The following is a 23,728-nucleotide window of genomic DNA, read 5'->3' on the forward strand; positions in this document are numbered from 1 at the left end:
TTCGCTGATAGAACTTGTACAATCGCCGATAGAAGACGAAGATTCGCCGATAAACACATAAAATTCGCCGATAGAATCTCAAAATTCGCCGATAGAGTGTAAAGATACACTCCAAAAAGGATTGGTGGAAGACGAAAACAGCCCCTAGGTATAGCGAAACTCCAATTCTTCAATAATCTGATACCTTTTCATTTTCTGATACAGTGTCGTTCGGCTGATTCCCAGCAATTCGGCGGCTTTTGTACGGTTTCCTCGGCATTTTTTTAAAGCTTGCAGGATTACTTCCTTTTCCGTCCGGCTGATGGATTGCTTCCGGTCAATGGGCAACTGGGTCTCGGTTGTTTTAGATTTTGGAGAAAGTACCTGCTCTTGAGGCAGTAATTTCAATTCTTGCGGAAGATGTTCGATTTCAATCCATTCCGAACTACTGTAATGGAAGGCCCTTTCCAAGACATTTTCCAATTGTCTGATATTCCCTGGCCAGTGGTAGGTCTGCAAGCTGCTGGCTACTTCCGGAGAGACGCCGATGATGTTCCTTTTCGTTTTGAAATTAATTTTATTGATAAAATAGCGGCACAATAACGGGATGTCATCGAGTCGTTCTCTTAATGGCGGGATGTGTAGATGAATGACATGAATCCGGTAATAGAGATCCTCTCTGAATTTTCCCTGCCTTACAAGCTCCGCCAAGTCCTTGTTAGTGGCAGAAATAATCCGGACATTTACCTTTGTGGTTTTGGTGGCGCCGATTCTTTCAAATTCTTGTTCCTGCAAGACTCGTAAAAGCTTTACTTGCAGAGAGACAGGCATTTCGCCGATTTCATCAAGAAACAGTGTTCCATTATTAGCCAGTTCGAATTTACCAGGCTTTCCTCCTTTTTTCGCTCCGGTAAACGCGCCATCCGCATAGCCAAAGAATTCAGATTCCAGCAATTCCTCAGGGATAGCCCCGCAATTCACCTTAATAAAGGCGCCTTTGCAACCTGATACCCGGTGAATCCCTTCGGCAATCAGCTCTTTACCGGTCCCGCTTTCTCCGGTAATTAACACATTTGATAGAGATTTTGCCGCAATTACCGCATCCTGTTTGAATTTTTCCATTTGTGAATTCTGTGTGATGACGTGGGCAAATGGGTCCGAATCTTTGGAAATACGGGATAATTCTCCTCGATAAAAAGAAATCTCACTTTCTAATTTTTCCATGTGAAAAAGAAGGTCTCGCCAGGCTTCTAGCTGCCGAAAAATGATTTTAAAAATGGCGCCCAGCTTTTGACCATCCTGGTAAATAGGCATTTGCGCCACAATGCATTTCCGCTGGTTGATTTCAATGAGTTTTCCCTCAATTTTTTTATCCATTTTCAGGCTGAGTTCAGAAGGAAGCTGGGGTGCTATTTTTGAAATAGGGGTACCGAGAAGCTGGTCTTGCTGGTCAAGGGAAAACAGATCCAGAAACCCTTGATTGGCCATCGTGATCAGCCCGTGCTTGTCTGTGACAGCCACCCCATCGTAGGCAAGCTCAAGGGCGCTATCGAGAATCCTCTTAAGCTGATTGGTCGTTTCCAATTCAGCGGCAATGATTTCATAGGAGGTGACATCTCGCAATACCACCATGGCGCCGGTAATTCTGTTAAGCTCTCTGATAGGAATAAAGGAAGCGATTACTGTGAGGTCTTTAAAACTGAAACGTTTTGCCTGTTGAATTTGGCCCGTTTTCATGGTCTCAATTAACCCTTTTCGGAAATCGGGGAGAAACAGGTCAATGGGAGCATTCAACAGCGTTTTGCCGTTCAATTGCAGCAGGTCTAAAACGGTGTGGTTAAAGGTTGTGATTTTTAGATTGGAGTCTACAGAAATCACAGCATCCTGCAGGTTTTCAACCAATGATTTCATCCGGTTCAGTGTATCCTCCAAGGCGGTCATGTTTGAGTACACCAAATCTAGCTTTGACATGATACCAAATACATTTTGATGCTGGTCGAGGACGACGGCCTGACTGACATTGCCTTCGATCATAATTTCTCTTGCATCAAGCAAAGTCTGGTCTTTTTGAATCGTGACAACGTCTTGTTTTATGAGTGGCCGAATGGAAGAATCTAGAGGTGTGTTTTCAAGCAACGCCCGATAAATCGCATTTTTATGTAGAATTCCAAGCAATTTTCTGTCTTCGGTGGTTACACAGCCGATGTCCACCCGATGGGATAAAAACGCAGAAATGGCGTCGCGTATTGTGCTTTCAAGGGATAACTGCACAAAATTGACGGTTGTAAAGCTGCTAACTTTCAATCGAAAGAGACACCTCCACGTTAATCTGAAAATTTGTACTTTTCACACATTTATTATTATAGCGCTTACATTCAAATAAAACAATCGCTACAGTGTACACATCTTTGAACAACTGTTCACTTTTGTGCACAAGGTGTTTATTTTTTTATAGGAAAAAAGATGTTGTATGTCTGTAAAAAGGTTGGCACGTTTTTTGCAACATGTATATTGATACTCCTATTTAAGAGGTGAACGACATGTCCTATGAAACGATCCGCTACGAAGAAATTGAAAACGTTGCCAAAATTACGTTGAATTTACCGGAAATGAGAAACCCGCTGACACAGGAATCGACAAGAGAGCTTACTTTGGCGATAAGGGAGGCGGACCAGAATCCCGACATCCACGCAATTATCCTTACCGGTGCCGGTACGGCGTTTTCGGCTGGCGGTAACCTGAATGATTTTAAAAAGAATTTCGAGAAAACAGCCCCGGAACTTTATTTTGAAGGGCGGGAAAGTACGGAATTATTCAAGCTGGGTGCTGAAGTCACCACTCCGTTGATTGCTAGCGTAAATGGGCCCGCCTTGGGAGGCGGAACTGGATTAGTCGCGATGTGCCACCTTGCCATCGCGTCAACCGAAGCTAAGCTTGGTTTAACCGAACTGCGATTGGGGCTCGTGCCGTTTGTGATTATGCCCTGGGTACGGCGGGCAGTCGGCGACCGGAAGATGATGGAACTGATGTTGACTGCGGAGATTTTTACGGCGGAGCAGGCGAAGGAATTAAACCTTGTCCACCGCATCGTAGAACCTGCTGAGCTTGAGGCGGAAACGATGAAGCTGGCAAAGCAGGTGGCGAGTTTCAGTCCGCTCGCGGTCAAGCTCAGTTTGGATGCTTTTTTTACAACCGAGCAGATGGATTTGCTAAAGTCGTTTGATTATTTGACAACGCTTAGGCTTGTATCCTTTATGAGTGAGGATTTAAAAGAAGGTGCATCCGCTTTTCTGGAAAAAAGACGGCCGAATTGGGCGGGGAAATAGGGGGGATTTTTGAATCGCTGATAGAAAAGGGGGATTCGCCAATAGAATGGTGTGATTCGCCAATAGAACGGTGTGATTCGCCAATAGAATCGTGAAATTCGCCAATAGAACGATGGGAATCGCATCGAATGGTGAGATTCGGGAAGAGAACGATGGGATTCGCCGATTGAATCGTAGAATTCGCCGATAAATTGCTGAGATTCGCTGATTGATAGGTGAAATCCGCCGATAGAACGGTGTAATTCGCCAATAGCATCGTGAAATTCGCCAATAGAACGGAGAAATTCGCCAATAGAACGGAGAAATTCGCCAATAGAACGGAGAAATTCGCCAATAGAACGATGGGAATCGCATCAAATGGTGAGATTCGGGAAGAGAACGAAGGGATTCGCCGATAGAATGGTAGAATTCGCCGATAAATTGCTGAGATTCGCTGATTGATAGGTGAAATTCGCCGATAGCACGATAAAATCCGCCGATAGAACCCCGAAATTTGCTGATGCAATGTAATTTACATCAAAAAAAGCTGATTACCGACTACTGAAAGGAGGAATTTGTCATGAAAAAGGTACGAATTGGGGCTGCCCAAGGCTTTTATGGTGACAGCATCGAAGCGGCTGTCGCAACCGCTGCAAAAGGGAATGTGCAATATCTTTGTTTCGACGCCCTGGCCGAGCTGACGATGGCCATCCTGGTTAAGGATAAACGAAAAAATGAACAGGCAGGCTTCACCAAGGATTTGCCGATGCAAATGAAGGCGCTGCTGCCATTTGTAAAGGAAAAGGGTATTAAGCTGTTAACGAATGGAGGAGGCATTAACCCGCTTGGGGCTCAACAGGAAATCCTAAAGGTAGCAAGGGAAATGGGAATGAGCGGTTTAAAAGTAGCGGTCGTGACCGGGGACAATGTACTGGACCGAATACCTGAGTTTTTAGAAAAAGGATATTCCCTTAATCATCTTGAAACTGGTGAAGGTATCGAGGCGGTTAAAGACAGACTGGAGTTTGCCAACGCCTATATCGGTGCCAAGCCGATTGTGGAAGCGTTACGGGCCGGTGCAGATATCGTAGTCACCGGCCGGACCACGGATACGGCCCAGTTTTTGGCTCCGTTAATCTATGAATATGGCTGGAAAGAAGACGAGTGGGATAGACTTGCAAGCGGTATTTTTATGGGGCATTTGCTCGAGTGTTCTGCGCAATCAACCGGCGGGAATTTCAGCGGCAATTGGCAGGATATCGAAGGCTTTGACCGAATGGGCTACCCGATTGCCGAGGTGTCGGAAAATGGTGATTTTACCATTAGTAAGGTTGAAGAACAGGGAGGCCTGGTCACGGTTGATACGGTAAAAGAACAGATGCTCTACGAAATTCATGATCCGTCGTCCTATATTACCCCTGACGTCATTGTCGATCTAACCAGCGTTCATTTGGAAAATAGCGGGCTGAATCAGGTGAAGGTGACCGGGGTTAGAGGTAAACCGCAGACAGATACATTAAAAGTTGTCATGGGTTATGAGAACGGCTTTGCCGCGCAAGTAGTTGTCGGGTTTGCGTGGCCAGATGCCTTGCAAAAAGCAAAAAAGGTAGATGAAATCATTCGGACGCAGCTAGAGAGGTACCGGTGGAACTATGAGGAAGTTCGCACTGATTACCTTGGATACAACTCATTAAGTGGTCCTCTCGCTTTTGAACCTGAGCAGGAATTAAATGAGGTGTATTTACGGATGGCGGTCAAAGCAAAGACGAAGCAGGAAGCGGCTAGGTTTAGCCGACTCTTCCCTCCGCTGGCTTTGAATGGCCCGCCATCGATGAGCGGTTTCACGGGCAACTCTTCTCCACGGGCGTTACTCGGGATGTGGTCGACGCTGATTCCAAGGGATGAAGTTGAAAATCATGTGAAAGTTGAAGTGCAGGAGGTGTAAACTATGGCCATCGTTAAGCTGAAAGACATTGCGCAAACTCGTTCCGGGGATAAAGGCAACATGGTGAATATCGGTGTGTTCGCCCCGAACCCTGCCATCTATCAAATTTTTATAGAAAAATTATCCGCCGCACGGGTGAAGGAGCATTTTATAGGACTTGTGGAGGGAGAAGTGGCCCGCTATGAACTGCCAAATATTCTTGCGCTTAACTTTGTTTGCAAGGAGGCATTAGAGGGCGGCGGTTCAGCCTCATTAAGGCTGGATAATCTCGGCAAGTGCTTTGGTGCAAATATGATGCGGCTCGAATTAGAAGTGGATGATTCATTATTAGCAGAACTAAGAAAATGAGGTGAACAAGTGATGCCATATGAACCATATTTTACGGAAGAACATGACGAGCTTCGAAAAATGATTCGTAAATTCGTAGAAAAAGAGATTGCACCGTTTGTGGATGAATGGGAAGAAAAGGGGGAATTTCCCCGCTCCGTCTTTACGAGAATGGGGGAGCTGGGGCTGTTAGGACTGCATTATGCGGAGGAGGTCGGCGGCCAAGGCGGTGATTATTTTTCCGGAATTGTCCTCGCGGAGGAAATGAATAAATGTGGCTGCGGCGGTGTTCCGATGGCAATAGCTGTCCAAACCGATATGGCCACGCCCCCGATTTATAAGTTTGGAACTAAGGACCAGCATGAACGTTTCCTCAAACCGGCGCTGAGAGGGGAAAAGATTGCTGCAATCGGGATTACCGAACCGAACAACGGCTCCGATGTCATGGGGATTCAAACGCGGGCAAGAAGAGAAGGTGACGAATGGGTCATTAATGGGGCGAAAACCTTCATTACCAATGGGACGCGGGCGGATTTCATCACACTGGTTACGAGAACATGCGATGATCCGGGTCCGAAGGGAATAACGTTGTTCTTGGTGGAGACGAATCGCCCTGGTTTCTCTGTCGGGAAAAAGCTCGACAAGGTCGGAATGCGTTCCTCTGATACAGCAGAACTGATTTTCGATAATGTCTGCGTTCCCCATGAAAACCTGCTGGGGGAAGAGGGCAAGGGCTTTTATCAAATCATGTGGCAGCTTCAGGGCGAGCGCATGGTTGGTGCGGCTGGCGCTATCGGTGGTGCAGAACATGCTTATGACTTGGCGTTGAACTACGCCAAAACGAGAATAGCGTTTAACCAGCCAATCAGCAATTTCCAGGTCATAGCCCACCTGCTTGCAGAAATGAAAACGCAAATTGAGACCTGTAAGGAATTGACCTACGCGACCGCCTACCGGTTCTCAAAAGGCGAGGTGCCTTCTAAAGAAATCTCAATGACGAAATTAGCAGCCGCGCAAATGTCGCATTGGGTCGCTGATCGCGCGCTGCAAATCTTTGGCGGGAATGGCTATATGGCGGAATATCCGATCGAACGTGCCTGGAGGGACAGCAGGCTGCCGAGAATTGGCGGCGGCACGGATGAAATTATGAAGGAGATTATTGCAAAGCAGATGGGGTTATAGAAAAGGTAAGATAAGTGGGCAAATTAATAGAAAAATTACCAATTTTAAGAGGGAAAACCTTGTTGAACATTGGTTTGGCGAATAATACTTTAAATTCGGCGAATAAGTTTCTAAAATTGGCGAATAAATTCGTGATTTCGGCGAATACCTCTTTAAATTCGGCGAATACCTTTTAGAGTTCAAATTACAAACTGATAATCTACAAAAAGCTACCTATTTATAGAGTGAAAAGGAGGGGTATGATGGGTCACTGGATTTTTACGGACGAACACGACATGTTTCGGAAAACGGTTCGCTCCTTTGTGGAAAAAGAAATAACCCCAAATATTGAGCAATGGGAAAAAGACGGCCAAACGCCGAGAAGCCTGTATAGTCGAATGGGGGAGCTGGGCTTTCTTGGGATTAAGTTTCCAGAGGAGTATGGCGGCAGCGGTCTTGATGTTGTCATGGAAGCTGTTTTTACCGAAGAGCTAGCTAGATGTGGAGCAGGAGGTGTAGGTGCGGCCATCGGCTCCCATACAACTATTGCGATGACGAACATCTGGCGCTACGGGAACCACGAGCAAAAGCAGAAATACCTCATACCAGGAATTAAAGGGGAGGCTATCTCAGCACTGGCGGTAACCGAGCCGGGTGGCGGGTCCGATGTGGCTTCTATTAAAACGACTGCTAAAAAAGATGGCGACTATTACGTCCTGAATGGTTCGAAAACCTTCATTACGAATGGCGTAAATGCCGATTATGTAATTGTTGCCGCGAAGACAAAGGAAGGGCCGCAGCATCGAAATATTAGTTTATTTATCGTTGAAACTAATTCAGACGGTTTTTCGGTTGGAAAAAGGCTAAAGAAATTAGGCTGGCGCTCTTCAGATACCGGGGAATTATTTTTCGATAATGTCATCGTGCCGAAGGAAAACCTCATTGGCGAGGAGAATGAAGGCTTCGTTTATATTATGAAAAATTTTCAGTATGAGCGGCTGATTCTAGCGTTAGGCTGCATTGGCGCCGCTGAGAAGGCGCTCGAGCTAACGGTCCAATACAGTAAGGAAAGGATCCAATTCAATAAGCCGCTCTCTGAGTTTCAGGTGCTGCGTCACAAGATGGTGGACATGGCTGTCGATATTGAAAAAGCAAGGAATCTTACCTACCGGGCTCTTTACTTGTACAGTCAAGGGAAAAACTGTGTCACGGAAGCGACAATGGCAAAGGCTGTTGCCAGTGAAATGGTGAATCGTGTTTGCGACCAAGCGGTGCAAATTCATGGCGGCAATGGCTATATGATGGAATACCCGATTCAGCGTTTGTGGCGTGATGCCAGGATTCAAACGATTGGCGGCGGCACGACACAAATCATGAATGAAATACTTACCAAACATCTGGGAATCCTGACACCCGTGGACACCCCGGCGGATAAGGCTACTAAGACTTAAAAACTTTCAAATGAAACCTGACGGAAGCTTGAAATCTAAAAAACTAGCAAGGGAGTGTTGACCTTGGAACGTGAACGAAAAATCCTAGCGGAACGTGAACGCATTTATCAGGGCGGACCTGACCACGACAAGATAAAGAAGATAGGAAAACTGTTTGTCCGAGATCGGCTTAGGCTCTATTTTGACGATGAACAGCCTTACTATGAAACCGGTCTGTTTGCCAACGCCACAAAGGAAAAACTGCCTGCTGACGGGGTAGTAACAGGCACCGGAAAAATCAATGACCGACTTGTATTTTTTATGGCCAGCGACTACACCGTTAAGGCTGGCTCCATCGGCAAATTCCATGGCGAAAAAATTCTGCGGATTCAGGAGGCGGCGATTCGCGGCAGACGGCCGATTGTCTATATGATTGATTCGTCCGGCGGCCGGATTGACGAAGCCGGCGGCTACCATGTGGAGAAATACTCCGGAGGGAAGATTTGGTATAACCACAGCATGCTGTCCGGACGAGTGCCGCAGATTGCTGTACTTTACGGTCCATGTTTTGCAGGGACCGCCTATATGCCCGTTTTTTCCGACTTTGTCATCATGGTCGACAAAATTTCTGGGATGGCGATTGCTTCACCAAGAATGGTCCAAATGGCGACGGGGCAGCAGGTTGATATCGAGGAATTGGGCGGCGCCACGATGCATACGACCAAAAGCGGTTCGGCCGACTTTATCGCCAAATCCGAAGAGGAAGCGGCCGAGCTTGTAAAAAAACTATTAAGCTACCTGCCTGATCATTTTGACGGGAAGCTGCCGGAATTTCCGGCCAAGGAACCAACACGAAATCCAGCCGAAATCGATAATATTATTCCTGCTGAGCCAAACCGTGCTTACGATGTCCGGAAATTAATCGAATCAATTGTTGACGGCGACAGCTTCCTTGAAGTCAAAGCCAATTATGCGAAGGAGCTGGTTACCGGCTTTGCCCGCTTGAACGGTAAAACGGTCGGCATTGTTGCTAATCAGCCGATGTATAAGGGCGGAGCAATTTTTCCAGAGTCGTCGGATAAAGGTGCTAAATTTGTCTGGACTTGTGATGCCTACAACATTCCGCTGCTGTATTTATGTGATACGCCTGGGTTCATGGTCGGCACAAAGGTGGAGCAAGAGGGGATTCTTCGCAAAGGCCGGAACTTTATTTTCGCCAGCTCAACGGCCAATGTTCCGAAAATGTGTGTGATTGTTCGGAAGGCTTATGGGGCGGGGATTTATGCGATGGCAGGTCCTGCCTATGAACCTGATACGACGATTGCCCTTCCTTCAGCGGAAATTGCCATCATGGGACCTGAGGCAGCGGTCAACGCCGTTTACTATAACAAAATTAAAGCCGTGGCCGATCCTGAAGAAAGGGCCGCCTTGGTGCAAAAACTGCGCGCGGAGTACCGGGCAAGTTATGACATTATCAAGCTATCAGGTGAGCTTGTCGTCGACGATTTGGTTGTTCCAAGCGAATTGCGCCAGGAACTGATCCGCCGCTATGAAACATTCGAAAACAAGGATTTCCCGCTTCCGGCAAAAAAGCATTCAACCATTTTAAGTTAGGAAAAAGATTAGGGGTGTTGGGTATGGTTCAGGGGATCGGAAACTGGCTTGTGAAACATTGTAAGGTTCGGCCGGACAGACTGGCGCTTGTCTATAATGAAAAAAGGTTTACGTATCTGGAATTTAACGAACGGGTCAATCGCCTGGCTAATGCCCTCCTTGCCTTGGGGGTCAGAAAGGGTGACCGGGTTGATGCACTTCTCTTGAACACAAACGAAATGCTCGAAGGTGTATTTGCCTGTGCTAAAATAGGCGCCATCTTTGTGCCTATCAACTTCCGCTTGAGTGTTGAAGAGGTTCTATATATTGTCAATGACTCAAGGGGCTATCATTTTATTTATGACTGCCGGATGCGGCCGCTCGTGGATCAGCTGCGGACAAAGGAATCCTGTTTGCTCGAATACATCCACGTCGGCAACCAGCCACATGAAGAAGACCTGCTATATGAAAATTTGCTGGAGAATGCTTCCCCGGAAGAGCCTGGCTTTGAAATTGGACTCGATGATATCCATTTAATGATGTACACATCCGGTACAACCGGCAGGCCGAAGGGGGCGATGTTAAGCCACGGCAATACCCAATGGAATGCGATTAACTTCATTCACAACACCCCTGTTGATTACACGGATGCGACACTCGCAGCGGCGCCGCTGTTTCATATTGGCGGGATGAGCGTGTTTACGCTTCCGCTAATCTATAAGGGCGGGGCTAATATTTTGGTTGATGGTTTTGACCCTGTAAGAATTTTGCAAAAAATAAACGATGAACAGGTAACAACTCTATTCCTTGTCCCAGCGATGTGGCAGGCGTTAATGAGTGTGCCAAATTTTGATGCCTACGATATCTCGTCACTCCAATTTGCTGTTTCCGGAGGGGCACCTTGTCCGATTACGGTAATTGAATTTTTCCAAAAACGGGGAATACCATTTTACGAAGGCTTTGGACTGACTGAAACGGCTCCGTTTGTCAGTATCCTTGATAAAGAAAATACCATCCGCAAGAATGGCTCGGTCGGGAAAGAACCGATGCACACGACGGTCCGGATTGTCGACCCGATGGATCGGGATGTCAGGGTTGGTGAGGTAGGGGAACTGATTGTGAACGGGCCGAATGTGATGGTTGGCTATTGGAACAAGCCGGAGGAAACGAAAGAGGCAATCCGAAACGGCTGGTTTTACACAGGTGACTTAGCCCAATTTGACGAGGATGGATTCATTTATATTGTCGACCGCAAGAAGGACATGATTATTACCGGCGGGGAAAATGTGTATCCGATTGAAATTGAGCAGGTTCTGTACCGGCATCCGAATATCCGGGAGGCCGCGATTATCGGCTATCCGGATGAAAAATGGGGTGAATCGGTTAAAGCGGTCGTTGCTCTAAAGGATAGCAGCCAAACATTAACTGTAGAGGACTTAGAACAATTCCTTGCAGGAAAAATCGCCCGCTATAAAATGCCGAAGCAGCTGGAAATTGTCGAGGCACTGCCACGCAATGCGACCGGAAAAATTTTAAAAACCGTCCTAAGGCAAAACAATTCGAAAGGGTGAGATAGATGTACGATAAATACTTTGATCAATTTGAGATAGGTGAAAAGTGGGAGTCACGAGGGAGGACGATTACGGAAACAGACCTTGTGATGTTTTCTGCACTGACAGGAGACTATTATCCGCTCCATACGGATATTGAATACGCGAAAAGCACAATTTTTAAGCAAAGAATTGCCCATGGAATGCTGGTTCTATCGTTTGCGGTAGGTTTAACAAAGATGGATCCAAAAATCGTGGTGGCAAATTACGGAATTGATAAACTGCGCTTTATCCAGCCTGTTTTCATTCACGATACCATCCATGTCGAACTAGAAGTCATCGACCTTCAGGATAAAGGCAATGGCACCGGAGTCGTCACATGCAAACAATCGGTAGTCAAACAAACCGGCGAACCATGCATCGTCGGAATTTCGAAAGCCTTGATTAATAAAAGACAGCCTTCTTAAAAATACAAAAAGATTCAGAACAACGTGCTGGGAATAGAAATTCCCAGTTTTTTTGTGTTTTTTAAAAAAAGTTTCAAAATTTTGTAAACAAAACTGCTTCTATTTACGTCTAATTATGTTGGAGTTTTATTTTCGTAGAAAAAAAGAGGTGATGTAGTGAAAAGGTGGTTAGAGTTACCATTTAGGCTGCTTTTGATGGTGGCTGGATTTATATTTGTCTTCAATTTGCCGGCATTACTCGGCATTGGTGAAACATTAACGTTCAACCTGGAACCGTTTTGGAACAGTGTAAAGGGAAACCTGCAAGAATTAACAAGAATTGATGACACCAGTTACATTTCCCTGTTCGATGAACAAAATTTCACTGAAAGCTATCGCTATACGATGACCATTTTCTGTTATTCTCTGTTGACTGTTATGGGCACTGGAATGCTTGCGGCCATGCTTGTCCAACTAATGCCTAAGAAAATCAGTAGAGTACTAAAGCAGGGAATCAACTTTTTTGAAGGTGTTCCTGATTTAATGGTCATCTTTTTAATTCAATTCTTCGTGATTGTGCTTTATCGAGAGACAGGCCTAAAGTTTTTGCAACTTTACGGAGTGTTCGGGGCAAAGCCTTATGTTGTCCCAGTAGTAACGGTTTCCTTTTTACCCGCGATGCTGCTGAGCCAATTTCTTATTAAGGTGCTCGAGGAAGAAGTGGTTAAGGACTATATTCAATACAGCAGGGCGAAAGGGCTTAGTCCATTAAGAATTCTTATCATACATATGCTTCGCAACATTTTTCCGTTATTTATCATGCAGCTTAGAACGAGTATCTGGATCATTCTATCCAATATATTTTTAATCGAATTTATGTTTAATCTGCCAGGCTTTACCAAAGTCCTTCAATTGGTTACGTTAAGGGGCGGGGGGTTCCTTGGTCTGGTCATTTGTCTGTTGTTATTTATCTTGCCACTGTTAGTGATGGAATTTCTCAGTTTAATCGCTATCAAAACAGTGAATCGAAAGGAGAGTGCAAGCATATGAGGAGCAATCGAAAAACTGCTATTGGCTCGGCGATTCTACTTCTCCTTCTCATCGCTAGCTTACTATACCCGCTGTATGGACCGGCTGATTATGATAAAAAAGTCATGATTATCAACGAAGCGGGAAAGGTCATCGGCAGCGCTCCGTTTCCGCCGTCTTCCGAGCATATTTTCGGAACAGACCGCAATGGACAGGATATGCTGCTGCTATTGCTGTATGGGGCAAAATTCACCTTAATCACAGCGATTGTTGTGGCATTCCTTAGAGTGATCATCGGCGGCTTGGTGGGCGTATTTATATCGCTTTGGGCACCGTGGCTAAAAAAATACGTCAATGACTTTTTTACGGTATTTCGTTTTGTTCCGTCTACTTTTCTAGGGATCATATTGATGTTGCCCGTCATGTTCCATGAAGAAAGGCAGATTTCCACAGTCGTTGTCTATCAAATTCTGATGGTGGTATTGATTGGCATTCCGTCGGTGATCGTTTTTACGGAGGAATTAACTGAGGAATTACTGAACAAGTCATTCATCACCACCTCCTTGCTGATGGGAGCGAGCAAGTTTCATATTATTAAAAGGCATTTACTGCCCTTTTTTCGCTCTTACGGCATTTTATTTACGGTTCAACAACTATTAACAACCCTCCAGATCACCATGCATTTGGGAATATTCGGATTTTTCCTTGGAGGGCCGACAGAGGGTGGCATCGTGGGCTTTGATGAACCGCCGAAGTCTGCTTCCTTATCTAATGAATGGGCAGGTCTAATCGGTCAGAATTTATATGATTTTATCAGGGCCCCATGGACGATATCCACAACAATCGTGTTATTCTTCTTGGTCATCCAAGTTGTGAATATGATAAAAAAGGAACTTGAAGAAAAAATGGCCGGATTACCGCAATTAACACGGATGCCGAAATTAGTTCAAACGTCGACTCGTACTGTTGGGAACCCTGGTCCGGATCAGTTTATTTTTGTAAATGAAAAAAAGAGTTTGGGTTCGTAGATAAATGTATAATGAAGTTGGGTCAGTAGTTCATAAAAGGGAGCAGGAAAAATGAATAAATTGCTGGATGCATTTAAACAAACTACATTTCAAGTAAACGGACACGGTCCTAGAAAAATCCAAGTTTTAAAGGAGGCATTCGAAAACCTGGACGGGCAGCTTGAAAGTGAAATGTATGGGAAGGGGAAATTGATCGAGGACTTCCAGGAAAAAATGGCGTTTGTATTGGGCAAGGAAGCGGCCGTATTTTTTCCAAGCGGGACAATGGCCCAGCAAATCGCGATGAGAATTTGGTGTGATGAAAAAGGCTTGAAGAAGGTCGCCTACCATCCGTTGTGCCATTTAGAGGTGCATGAGGAAGATGGATTAAGGGAGCTGCATCAGATTGAATCGGTTTTGTTAGCCGATAAAACTAGAGTCATCGAATTCGAAGATGTCGCAGGCATGAAGGAAGATGCCGCTTGTGTACTTTTGGAATTGCCACAGAGGGAAATTGGCGGGCAGCTGCCTGACTATCAAACACTTGAGGCGATTTCTGCGTATTGCAAAGAAAAAGGGATCATGCTTCATTTGGATGGGGCACGACTGTTTGAAATTCTTCCTTATTATGAAAAAACGGCTGCCGAAATTTGCAGCTTGTTCGACAGTGTGTATATTTCTTTTTACAAGGGAATTGGCGGTATTGCCGGTGCGGTTCTGGCTGGTGACAGTGACTTTATTGAGAAGTCAAAGATATGGAAAAGACGCCATGGCGGGGATTTAATCAGTCTTTATCCATATTATTTGAGTGCCGATTATTATTTTGAAAAACGGATTGGGAAAATGAAGCAGTATTATGAGCATGCAAAAGAGCTCGCTGGATTTTATAATCAATGTTACGGTGTTACCACAAAACCGGAAGTGCCTGTCTCGAACATGTTTCATGTCCATTTTGATGCTCCGAAAGAGGAAATGGAGCAGGTTTTAACTGAAATCTGTGTGGAATCTGGGATTGGGTTATCAGGCCATATAAGAGAAGTGACGGAGACGAACAGTTATTTTGAAGTCAGTGTCGGGGATTTGTACGAGATACTTCCTCGCGAAAAATTAATGGACGCGTTTAAATTATTGGATGAGAAGATGAGAACTAAATTTTTGTAGTGTTATCAAGAGTAAGAAGCTGAATAATAAAACCTTTCTAACAAATCCTAAATGTGATTTAGGAGGTGATGGGAATGGCGAATCAAAGACAAAATGATGCTAATATTGCGCAAAATATCAAAAATGCGGCAGGAGAAGGTTTTGAATCAGTGCATAATGCTTTAGAAGCAACCGAGAATGCAGCTATGAAAACAGTAGATGCCGCAAGTAACGCCATCAGCAATTTAACAGAAAACAGGTCCGCACAAAAAGATGGGTTCCGTTATGATTACAATGACGCTTCGGATTTTAATGATTAAATAAATGATGGAATCATCCATTGCATTTTTTGAATGTTGGAAAGAACTAAGGTCCGAAACCAAAATGGCTTCGGACCTTAATTTCTCAAGAGTAGCTATTTTTTTGGAATTTCGCACCCGTTCTCGTCACAGCTTGGACCGCTGTCCTGGTCACCCAAATCTGTAATAGATGATTCCTCAGCTTTAATTTGTTTCAAAGCCTGGATAAATGTTTCGGTCGGCTGAGCCCCGGTAAGCGAGTATTTTTTGTTAAATATGAAAAACGGTACGCTGCGGATACCATATTGTGCAGCAAGCCCCTCGTCTCCTCGAACTTCACCACTCATGTCTGTGCTGGATAGCAGCTGTTTTACAGATTCTCCGTTTAAGCCAACTTCCTCCGCCAGCTGTACGAGTGTAGCATGGTCTCCGATATGTTTTCCCTCTGTAAAATAAGCACGCAGTATGCGGTCGGTCATTTCATGCATGAGGCCCTGTTTGTTGGCGAACATCACCAACCGGTGGGCATCAAAGGTGTTCGTTAGGATTTGTGTGTCGAAATTAAACTCCAATCCAACCTCAGCTGCCATTCGTTCCAAGTTACTGCTATTGGCTTTGGCTTGTTCCACGCTCATGCCATATTTTTTCGATAAAGCTTCGTAAATATTATAGCCTACATCCCGTTTCATCGTTGGATCGAGTTCAAAGCAGCGATAAACGACCTCGACAGGGAAATTTACCTTCTGAATAGCGTCTTCCAGACGCTTTTTGCCAATATAGCAAAATGGTCAAGCGAAGTCAGTCCACATTTCAATTAACATGCGATATACCTCCAAATTAACATATTGTAATAAAACTATAGCAGTTCCCAAATTGGGATGCAAAAATGCCGCTTGTTGGCAAGTACTGCATCATTACCTAAATAGCATAGCCTTCAAGAAAGAACACAAAATATAAAGGAAGTGCCGGACAGGCATTTTTTTTAGTAAGAAAAATGAATCGAAAAGGATGATGAAGAAATGTCTAAAAAGAAGAACAAGCAAAAACAGTATAATCCTGCAATGCCGAAAACGGATGTAGAATTTGCTCAAACTGGGCTTGAAAAGGTAGCGTTACAAGCTTTAGAAAAAACAAAAAAATAAAGTAAAAAATGATTAAAAAGGGCGCTGCAATTAAGCCGCCCTTTTTTAGTTGAACATGATGAGTGATGAATATCATCTCTTACCAGTTTAGTTCATTTTAAAAAAGACGGAAGAGGTGAATGAAATGGAAAAGAATTGGTCAATATCACTTGAGCATGAGGATTATGAACATGATAAGGAATTGGTTATTGTGGATGCTATCGATGCTGTTCAACAGACAGCAAAGGGGTACTATGTTAATGTCGTCACACCTGCCGTCTTTGGGAATCCTGATGAGTATTTAACAAAGGAGTTGTTTTCCAAGTTCGGTGCAGAAATTGATGTAATGTTTATCGACCAGTGCGGCTGCGGAGGTTACGTGTTTCGGGTTTGGAAAAGAGGTTAGATAAATAATCTTCATTATAAAAAAATAATTTTGTATGCAGTTAACGGGCATAGTAAAAACATGTTAAACATCCAATTTCAGTCATTTACCAAGAGGAGGATGCCAATTGAATTGCCCGGACTGCGTTTATTCTAATCCGGAGGGGGTAAGGTATTGCCTCAACTGCGGAAAAAACTTTAAACTGGGTGGGAATACGGACCCCGATCCAGACAGTTTATTTTATGAGTTTGCCTCTTACGTGGATGCTATGCCGAAGCAGCTACGTTCAGTCGAACCCAGATTTCAGAACATTTTTTCAAGGGTGTTCCGCAAGCATAGTACACTGGAGGCGGACCGTCTTTTCATCGTCGGTACAGCAATTACAACACCGAAGATAGAAGAAGTAAAGGAAACATGGCCGAAGCCTTGGCTTTTTGCAAGAGTATTTTTGATTGCACTGCTTGCATTCTTAGGAATGCACATAGGTGTCACCGTTTTCCATAATTTTAACTTTTTACCGGGTCTCATCATTATTGGTGCTTTTGCAGTTCCCATAACGACGCTTATGTTCTTCTGGGAAATGAATGCACCGCAAAATATAGCTTTTTATAGGGTCATTTATGTGGTCTTGATTGGCGGCATCCTTTCGATGCTGGTGGCACTAGTGTTTTTTAATCTTGTAAAAAACAACATCAACCCCATCACAATTGGTATTGTGGAGGAAGTGGCCAAAGTGATGACTGTTATCTGGTTTGTTCGAAACCACAAATACAGGTATATGCTAAATGGGCTTTTGGTGGGGGCAGCAGTGGGAGCAGGCTTTGCCGCGTTTGAAACAGCAGGCTATGCGTTAAGAAGCCTGTTAACAGGAGGGAGTTTCGAACACCTTTATACGACGATCCTATGGCGCAGTGTTTTAGCTCCCGGCGGGCATGTGGCCTGGGCGGCATTGACAGGTGGCGCCTTCTGCAAAGCGCAAGGAGATCAAAAATTCAATTTTTCACTATTGATTAAGCCGTACTTTTTATTTGTTTTCCTTCTAGTCGTAGCGATGCACGCATTATGGGATACACCGATTAAAGGCATGTCCCCATTCGGACATATCTTTCTTATGGTTTCTTCATGGGTTGTCGTTTTCTTAATGATTCGCAGGGGCCTTAAAGAAATCGCCAATAAAAAATGGCGGATTGCGTATGAACCTACTCAGCCGACACAGCCATAAAGGTGATTGGGGCATATTGACGAGTGCCAATCGGCAATTACCTATTACGTTCAAAGAATGATAGTTCGATTGCAGCCAAAAATAAAAAATGCGATTGAAGATGATCTCAATCGCATTTTTTTTATTCCCAGCATCAAATATTACCCATTTCTTGCTGATAAAGTTCATGCAGCTTAAGGTTATTTTTGCTGTTAATAATCAAGCCGGTTTTGGGCGGGTGGAACTTTGGCGGCAGGTGAAACAAAGGTTCCACGTTTGCCTCTATAGCTTCATGGTGAACGGAGATTTGCGGCCATTTTTTCACAAAATTGCCCCGTTGCGCGATGTGGAATCCCCACATTCCGAACGATGGCACCACTGAATAAAAAGCCTCCGTTTTGAAGCCTGCAGCCTGCAGTGTTTTAGCGATACTCCAATAGACCCGGGGTGTGTCCGCTGGGGAGGATGACTGGCAGACGATGATTCCATTGGTGTTTAAGTGCCGCCCGACTTGATCAAATAGTTCTTTCGTATATAATAAGCTGGTTTCAGTGTCAACTGGATCTGGAAAATCAATGATGATGACATCATAACCGTTCATTTCACCCATTAAGTAAAGTTTCGCATCCAATGTGTGAATCTTCAGCCTGTTATCTTTCAACGAACCCTCATTAACATCAACAAATGCCGGTTCATTTGCGGCAAGCTTAATAATCATCGGATCAATTTCAACAAGGTCGATATGGCTGACATCATGATATTTAATGACCTCCCGAACGGCAAGGCCATCCCCGCCTCCTAAAATCAGCACCCGTTTCCTTGATTTTGCGAGTTCCATTGCTGGCAGGACCAAGGCTTCGTGGTAATGTCTTTCATCCAGCGAAGAAAACTGGAATTCTTCATTCAGATACAATCTCAGGTCCTTTGCCTCGACAAGCAAAATGTCATTGAGCTCACTAGAACCCTGGTAGAGGATATGGTGCCCGCCATTCTTGATTTCCTTAAGAATTTTCATGTCCCATGCATTACCCGGGCGCCTGCTGTCTGTGAACCTCGGATGTGGCTCTTTTGAATATATAGGAGAAATCTGCCTTTCCATCCCTCTTTTAATTTCAATAGCTGTGGCCCGCCCGGCACCGATTTTTCCAAGGAATTTTCTTAGGACTGGCCAGGTATCCTGAGGGGAGCAGGTATATAAATCAAAGGCTGCATACCCGTATTCGGGCCAAGTATGAATGGAAAAATGGGAGGTAGAAATCGCGATGATTCCCGTTACTCCTTGTGGTGAAAAGGAATGGAAGCAGGCCAGCAGAATTTCCAATTCCAGCTCACGGAGGGTATCAAGCATCAAGGTTTTTAATTCATCAGCGTTATTTAAGAGCTCCGCCCGACAATCGTAAGCATCCACGATGAGGTGCTGACCTTTCATCTCCATACTTCCATCCCTTTCTTCGTTCTGATTCATTTATGAGTTCATATTATTGATTTAAAAAATTTTTCATATTTAAGGTATGTGAGTGTATTTCGGGAAGTGATAAATACGTAAATTCGTTTCAGTAAATTAAGACCTTGAGGACAATAAATAAATTGTCAAAATCAATTTAGTGTATGTGTGAAAATTGATACAGGCTTCTGAATCTGAAAATGGTAAAATAGGAAAATCTATTGAGGATAGGGAGTAATGTGGCTATGAACAAGACTGAAATAATTGCGCGCAGAATACTAGGCTGGAAGTTAAACAGATGGGATCGCTGGTATGATTTTGAAAAGGGAATTTTCATACCTGTAGACGAGTTTCAACCCGATCAAAACCTGGAGCACGCGATGCTAATTGTTGAAAGATTGAAAGAGTTAGGGTTTACATATAAAACAGCCGGTGCACGCCAGGCATGTTTTAATGATGTATGCGAAACGGGCAATACGTTAGCGGCGGCCATAACAGAGGCAGCCTTTGCAATCGCTGATAATAGTTCGGTTCCGGATGAATGGCTATAACAAATGTAATATTATTTTGAAACTTAAACCCAACTTTTGAACGATCGAATTTTTCAAGCATTCGTTCGTTTTGCTTTTGGTACCTATTTAGAACTTGATAACGCTTCATAAATGTTAATGAAATGTTCACATGAGCTGCGGATAAATAGGAGTAAAATAAACATATCGAGTAATTATGTGAAATCATTCACAAATATATGTGATATGGACAGGTGATAAGGATGGGTGGACTTTCCGTTAGTGCTTTACTTATAAGATTTATTTTAGGGGGCTTGGCGGTTGTCGCTTCAACGATTGTAGCGAGGAAATTGGGCGAAAAGGCAGGCGGAATATTCGCTGCTTTTCCAGCCGTATTTTTAGCGGCATTACTTACAGCGGGACTGGATTTGAAAGGTGAAGCTCTTGTTTCCCAATCTATTATTCTCTCAAAAGGAGCCATGGTTGGGATGGGAATTAATATACTCGTGGCCATTGTGGCTGTCCTTCTATTAAAGAAACACGGATGGAAAAAAGGACTCATCGAGGCGTTAGGTTGCTGGCTGGCAGTTTCAATCGTAGTGGTTGCCATCACTGTCAATTAGGAAAGGGTGTTAACAATGACAAAAGATTTACTTTTGCGGTTTTTACTTGGCGGGGCAGCTGTTATGGCCAGCTATTTAATTATAGTGGTTTCGCCATGGGAAATCTTAGGGGGGATTTTCGCTGCGTTTCCGGCTGTGATGATTACGGCCGTCTTAATGGCAGGGGTTACTTCCGGAACAAAGAACGCAGCAAAAATTGCAGGCGGTTCCGTCTACGGCATGATTGGAGGCGTTATTTGTGCAGCGACCGTCTGGCTGTTCTTAAAACTGACTCATAATTGGCCGCTAAGTATGCTGCTCGGTCTGCTTTTTTGGCTGATCAGCTCAGTGATGGTGTCAACATTAAGGGAGAAATTAAATATAAAACTATTTAGTAGAAAAATGGTTTTGGCAGAAGCTCGGTTCAGACATCATAAATAATAGAAAAAATGCCAGGCACCATCCGAAAAAGGCAAGCAGCCTGGCATTTTTCATCTTTAAATAATATCAAGGGGAACTTTTCTTGCGGGAGCCGGGAAAACCTCGTCAAGTCTAGATAATTCCTCTGTTGTTAATTCAATACAGGCAGCCGCATAATTTCAAGTGAAAACTCCTGTTCGGAATAGACAAATTTTACAAAAAAATATGCACATTTTTTAACAATCGTCATATATTAGCTTCTGTGTGAGAAATTACGTAGGAAGGAAGTATGGACGATGAATAACAACCAAGTATTAACACCAATCAAGAACGTGGGCAAAGATCTAGGAAATGGCGGATTTAAGATTGTTGAAATCAATGTGACTGACCCGTCTGAAAATTTATTTGCTGTGTGTACGCCTGTTAAAAAATAATAAAAAAGACTATCCAGAAAAACTATCTTTTTTGTAAAAATACATAGAAAGATAGTTTTTTTATTTATGCTATTTAGTGTTTTTTATATATGTAAGCGCATACATTGCAATGAGCAATGGAGGTGAGACCTTTGATGTATATCTATGGTAATGACTATATCAAGTATTTGAACGACGACAGTGCAGGACATTTAACATACGATCAATGGAAAGTGAAAAAGAGTCAACAGGGCACCGATCAATGCGCTTCATGCGGAACTGTGAAGGAACACTTGCAGCCTTGTCCGAAATGCAGACATTAATTGTAATGTTTATAAAACCCACTCAATTGGTGGGTTTTTTTATTTGCTTTATTCAAAAAAAAAATTCACTCGCCTATTGCAAATGAAATCAAATTCAAATAATATCTAATTAGATAATCATTAAAGTAGGTGTACGCAAACATGCAATTAAACAAAATCGTGGAATTTCATAAAGCACTTGGTGACCTTACTAGGATCCGAATCATTGCCTTGCTTCAACAGGGGCCGTTGCACGGGCAGGCGATTGCCGGTAAGCTGGGGCTTAAACCGCCAACGATAACTCACCATATGGCAAAACTTAGAGAGGTGGGGTTGATCAAGGAACGGCGTGATAAAAACACCATCTATTTTTCTCTCAATACAAAAATATTAGAGATGAGTGCTAAGGCTATTTTGAATGTTGGAACGGGAGGCGGAGCAGAGATGGAAATGTCGGTGACAGCGGAGGATAGGGGAGCGATCATTAAAAACTTCTTCACCAAAGAAGGGAAACTGAAAACCTACCCTGCGCAGCGAAAGAAAAAGCTAGTTGTGCTTGAGCATATGGTCAAAGGGCTGGAACTGGGTAAAGTTTATCAGGAAAAAGAAATCAATGAATATTTAAAACAGTATCATGAGGATTACGCTACATTACGTCGCGAACTCATTATGTGTCAGTTTATGTACCGTGAAAATAATCAATATGAGTTAAATCCAGTTGAGGTTTGGTGGTTGAAATAAATTTTTTTACACAACTAATTAGATAATTGTTAAATTAGATGATAATGAAAGGAGTTCCTGGGAGATGGCTCTTTCCTTTATTAAACAGGAAAAACAGTACCGGAATTTGTTTCTAGCCGGTGTCGTAAATGGAATCGGTGATCGCTTCAGTTCCGTTGCTGTATTAGCGCTTGCGATCGAGTTAACAGGGTCAGGCTTTGCAGTCGGCATGACGCTGGCGATTCGGCTATTGCCTTTTGTTATCTTCGCCCCAATCGGAGGCAGGCTGGCAGACCGTTTTTCAAGAAAAACCATTTTAGTGGCAACGGACCTCATCCGCATCGTGTTTGCCTTATCGTTTCTACTGGTTCATGGAAAAGAAGACCTTTGGATTGTTTATGTCAGTACCTTTATGTTAGCGGTTGGCGAGGCTATTTATGCACCAGCGAGAAAATCAGCGATACCTCAGCTTGTCAACAAAGAGCATCTGATGAAAATAAATAGTCTGGAACAAGTATTGGTTGGGATTGTGCTGATTGTAGGCGCCTTTTCAGGGGGGATTGTTTCCTACTTATTTGGAGCGGGTTTAACATTTATGATTAATGCCGCCTCCTTTTTAGGTGCAGCGATTATCATTTCTTCGATCACATTTCCTAAAAAGAAAAGCCTTCAGGATGAAAAGCAGCAGCATAAGGAAAAGCCGATTCCCACCTTTAAAAAGGTAATTTTACTGTCTGTACCGGTTCAAATTCTTCTTTTCTGTGAAGTAGTCATTGCGTCTATGAACGGAATTGATAATGTCCTGATTACCGTGTATGCCATTAAAGAGTACCATTTAGGGGATGTAGGTGTTGGGCTGTTTTATGGAGCGTTAGGGATTGGTTTAACATTAAGTTTTTCTGTCGCCAACCGACTGCGAAAAAATATCTTTGGGATTGGGTTGGCCAGTCTCATGCTTGAGGGGGCTTTCCTGGTAGTATTGAGCCAAACCCATTATATAGCCGCAGCGTTTCTCGTGTTTTGCGGGGCCGCGTTTATGTCCGGGATTGGGAATGCCTGTTTTGATACGGTTCTGATGAAGGAAATTCCTGAGGAACACCAGGGAACAATGTTTGGGTTATTGGCATCCATTGGCAATCCATTATTGGGTATTTCGATGCTTTTATCAGGGGTCGCTTTAGAATACCTGACCCCACGAACCTTGGGGTTAATTGGCGGCAGCGCATATATGTTAATTGCCATTTTCCTGATGGTCTTCCTGTCTGTTAAACGGGTTCGAGAAAGGGACAGCATGCCCAGTCCGGAAATTTTGAAAAAATGATGCCCCCCTTGAAATCGTAATAGAAACGTAAACCAAGCAGGACAGACATCCATTTTTAAAAGGTTATTATATTCGCATT

General features: G+C 43.8%; 24 protein-coding genes. 21 read left to right on the forward strand and 3 right to left on the reverse strand.

Annotated features, from left to right (window positions below; translation table 11 throughout):
• Positions 1-144: 144 nt before the first annotated feature.
• Complete coding sequence (locus KHA99_RS18655) at positions 145-2,283, reverse strand: sigma-54-dependent Fis family transcriptional regulator (protein WP_213119007.1); 2,139 nt, start codon at positions 2,281-2,283, stop codon at positions 145-147.
• A gap of 236 nt (positions 2,284-2,519) precedes the next feature.
• Between KHA99_RS18655 and KHA99_RS18660 the strand changes: the two genes are divergently transcribed.
• The 12 genes from KHA99_RS18660 to KHA99_RS18715 all read left to right on the forward strand — a co-directional run bounded on the left by KHA99_RS18660 (position 2,520) and on the right by KHA99_RS18715 (position 15,232).
• A complete protein-coding gene (locus KHA99_RS18660; protein ID WP_213119008.1) occupies positions 2,520-3,305 on the forward strand; it encodes an enoyl-CoA hydratase/isomerase family protein in 786 nt (261 codons plus the stop codon).
• Positions 3,306-3,864: 559 nt separating this feature from the next.
• A complete protein-coding gene (locus KHA99_RS18665; protein ID WP_213119009.1) occupies positions 3,865-5,229 on the forward strand; it encodes an acyclic terpene utilization AtuA family protein in 1,365 nt (454 codons plus the stop codon).
• Between the two features lie 3 nt (positions 5,230-5,232).
• Positions 5,233-5,577: an AtuA-related protein gene (locus tag KHA99_RS18670; protein ID WP_213119010.1), complete on the forward strand. Its 345-nt coding sequence runs from the start codon at positions 5,233-5,235 to the stop codon at positions 5,575-5,577.
• 12 nt (positions 5,578-5,589) lie between these two features.
• Positions 5,590-6,738: an acyl-CoA dehydrogenase family protein gene (locus KHA99_RS18675; RefSeq protein WP_213119011.1), complete on the forward strand. Its 1,149-nt coding sequence runs from the start codon at positions 5,590-5,592 to the stop codon at positions 6,736-6,738.
• A gap of 242 nt (positions 6,739-6,980) precedes the next feature.
• Positions 6,981-8,168, forward strand: a complete 1,188-nt coding sequence (locus tag KHA99_RS18680) for an acyl-CoA dehydrogenase family protein (protein WP_213119012.1) — start codon at positions 6,981-6,983, stop codon at positions 8,166-8,168.
• 54 nt (positions 8,169-8,222) lie between these two features.
• Complete coding sequence (locus KHA99_RS18685) at positions 8,223-9,761, forward strand: acyl-CoA carboxylase subunit beta (RefSeq protein WP_372447617.1); 1,539 nt, start codon at positions 8,223-8,225, stop codon at positions 9,759-9,761.
• A 23-nt stretch (positions 9,762-9,784) separates the two neighbouring features.
• Positions 9,785-11,311: an acyl-CoA synthetase gene (locus KHA99_RS18690; RefSeq protein ID WP_213119014.1), complete on the forward strand. Its 1,527-nt coding sequence runs from the start codon at positions 9,785-9,787 to the stop codon at positions 11,309-11,311.
• A gap of 5 nt (positions 11,312-11,316) precedes the next feature.
• Positions 11,317-11,757: a MaoC/PaaZ C-terminal domain-containing protein gene (locus tag KHA99_RS18695; RefSeq protein WP_213119015.1), complete on the forward strand. Its 441-nt coding sequence runs from the start codon at positions 11,317-11,319 to the stop codon at positions 11,755-11,757.
• A gap of 156 nt (positions 11,758-11,913) precedes the next feature.
• A complete protein-coding gene (locus tag KHA99_RS18700) occupies positions 11,914-12,786 on the forward strand; it encodes an ABC transporter permease subunit (protein WP_213119016.1) in 873 nt (290 codons plus the stop codon).
• On the forward strand, positions 12,783-13,793 hold the full coding sequence (locus tag KHA99_RS18705; protein WP_213119017.1) for an ABC transporter permease subunit: 1,011 nt from the start codon (positions 12,783-12,785) through the stop codon (positions 13,791-13,793). The genes KHA99_RS18700 and KHA99_RS18705 overlap by 4 nt, the downstream gene beginning before the upstream one ends.
• 51 nt (positions 13,794-13,844) lie before the next feature.
• Complete coding sequence (locus KHA99_RS18710; protein ID WP_213119018.1) at positions 13,845-14,933, forward strand: threonine aldolase family protein; 1,089 nt, start codon at positions 13,845-13,847, stop codon at positions 14,931-14,933.
• Between the two features lie 74 nt (positions 14,934-15,007).
• Positions 15,008-15,232 (forward strand): hypothetical protein, encoded by a 225-nt coding sequence (locus tag KHA99_RS18715; protein ID WP_213119807.1) that lies wholly within the window; start codon positions 15,008-15,010, stop codon positions 15,230-15,232.
• 95 nt (positions 15,233-15,327) lie between these two features.
• On the opposite strand, the gene KHA99_RS18720 is transcribed toward KHA99_RS18715, so the two are convergent.
• The gene (locus tag KHA99_RS18720; protein ID WP_284037962.1) at positions 15,328-15,987 is read right to left on the reverse strand and encodes a DsbA family oxidoreductase; all 660 of its coding nucleotides are present in this window, start codon (positions 15,985-15,987) and stop codon (positions 15,328-15,330) included.
• A 243-nt stretch (positions 15,988-16,230) separates the two neighbouring features.
• Here KHA99_RS18720 and KHA99_RS31245 point away from each other — a divergent pair, with 243 nt between their 5' ends.
• The 3 genes from KHA99_RS31245 (at position 16,231) to KHA99_RS18730 (ending at position 17,939) form a co-directional block, all read left to right on the forward strand.
• Entirely contained in the window at positions 16,231-16,353 is a 123-nt protein-coding gene (locus KHA99_RS31245) for a hypothetical protein (protein ID WP_261363816.1), read from the forward strand.
• A gap of 124 nt (positions 16,354-16,477) precedes the next feature.
• Positions 16,478-16,738: a CGCGG family putative rSAM-modified RiPP protein gene (locus KHA99_RS18725; RefSeq protein ID WP_213119020.1), complete on the forward strand. Its 261-nt coding sequence runs from the start codon at positions 16,478-16,480 to the stop codon at positions 16,736-16,738.
• A gap of 106 nt (positions 16,739-16,844) precedes the next feature.
• Positions 16,845-17,939: a PrsW family glutamic-type intramembrane protease gene (locus KHA99_RS18730; protein WP_213119021.1), complete on the forward strand. Its 1,095-nt coding sequence runs from the start codon at positions 16,845-16,847 to the stop codon at positions 17,937-17,939.
• Positions 17,940-18,072: 133 nt separating this feature from the next.
• Here the strand turns inward: KHA99_RS18730 and speD are convergent, their stop codons facing one another.
• Entirely contained in the window at positions 18,073-19,353 is a 1,281-nt protein-coding gene (gene speD, locus KHA99_RS18735) for an adenosylmethionine decarboxylase (protein WP_213119022.1), read from the reverse strand.
• 254 nt (positions 19,354-19,607) lie between these two features.
• Between speD and KHA99_RS18740 the strand changes: the two genes are divergently transcribed.
• The 6 genes from KHA99_RS18740 to KHA99_RS18765 all read left to right on the forward strand — a co-directional run bounded on the left by KHA99_RS18740 (position 19,608) and on the right by KHA99_RS18765 (position 23,649).
• On the forward strand, positions 19,608-19,913 hold the full coding sequence (locus KHA99_RS18740; protein ID WP_213119023.1) for a BC1872 family protein: 306 nt from the start codon (positions 19,608-19,610) through the stop codon (positions 19,911-19,913).
• A gap of 221 nt (positions 19,914-20,134) precedes the next feature.
• Positions 20,135-20,494: a DUF3147 family protein gene (locus tag KHA99_RS18745; RefSeq protein ID WP_213119024.1), complete on the forward strand. Its 360-nt coding sequence runs from the start codon at positions 20,135-20,137 to the stop codon at positions 20,492-20,494.
• A gap of 15 nt (positions 20,495-20,509) precedes the next feature.
• Complete coding sequence (locus KHA99_RS18750; RefSeq protein ID WP_213119025.1) at positions 20,510-20,914, forward strand: DUF3147 family protein; 405 nt, start codon at positions 20,510-20,512, stop codon at positions 20,912-20,914.
• 275 nt (positions 20,915-21,189) lie between these two features.
• Positions 21,190-21,327, forward strand: coding sequence for a hypothetical protein (locus tag KHA99_RS18755; protein WP_213119026.1), 138 nt, complete (start codon positions 21,190-21,192; stop codon positions 21,325-21,327).
• Between the two features lie 443 nt (positions 21,328-21,770).
• Positions 21,771-22,349: a DUF2087 domain-containing protein gene (locus KHA99_RS18760; protein WP_213119027.1), complete on the forward strand. Its 579-nt coding sequence runs from the start codon at positions 21,771-21,773 to the stop codon at positions 22,347-22,349.
• Between the two features lie 64 nt (positions 22,350-22,413).
• Positions 22,414-23,649, forward strand: a complete 1,236-nt coding sequence (locus KHA99_RS18765; RefSeq protein WP_213119028.1) for an MFS transporter — start codon at positions 22,414-22,416, stop codon at positions 23,647-23,649.
• The last annotated feature ends 79 nt before the right edge of the window (positions 23,650-23,728 follow it).

The organism is Neobacillus rhizophilus, assembly GCF_018343535.1.
GTDB classification, from domain to species: domain Bacteria; phylum Bacillota; class Bacilli; order Bacillales; family Cytobacillaceae; genus Neobacillus; species Neobacillus rhizophilus.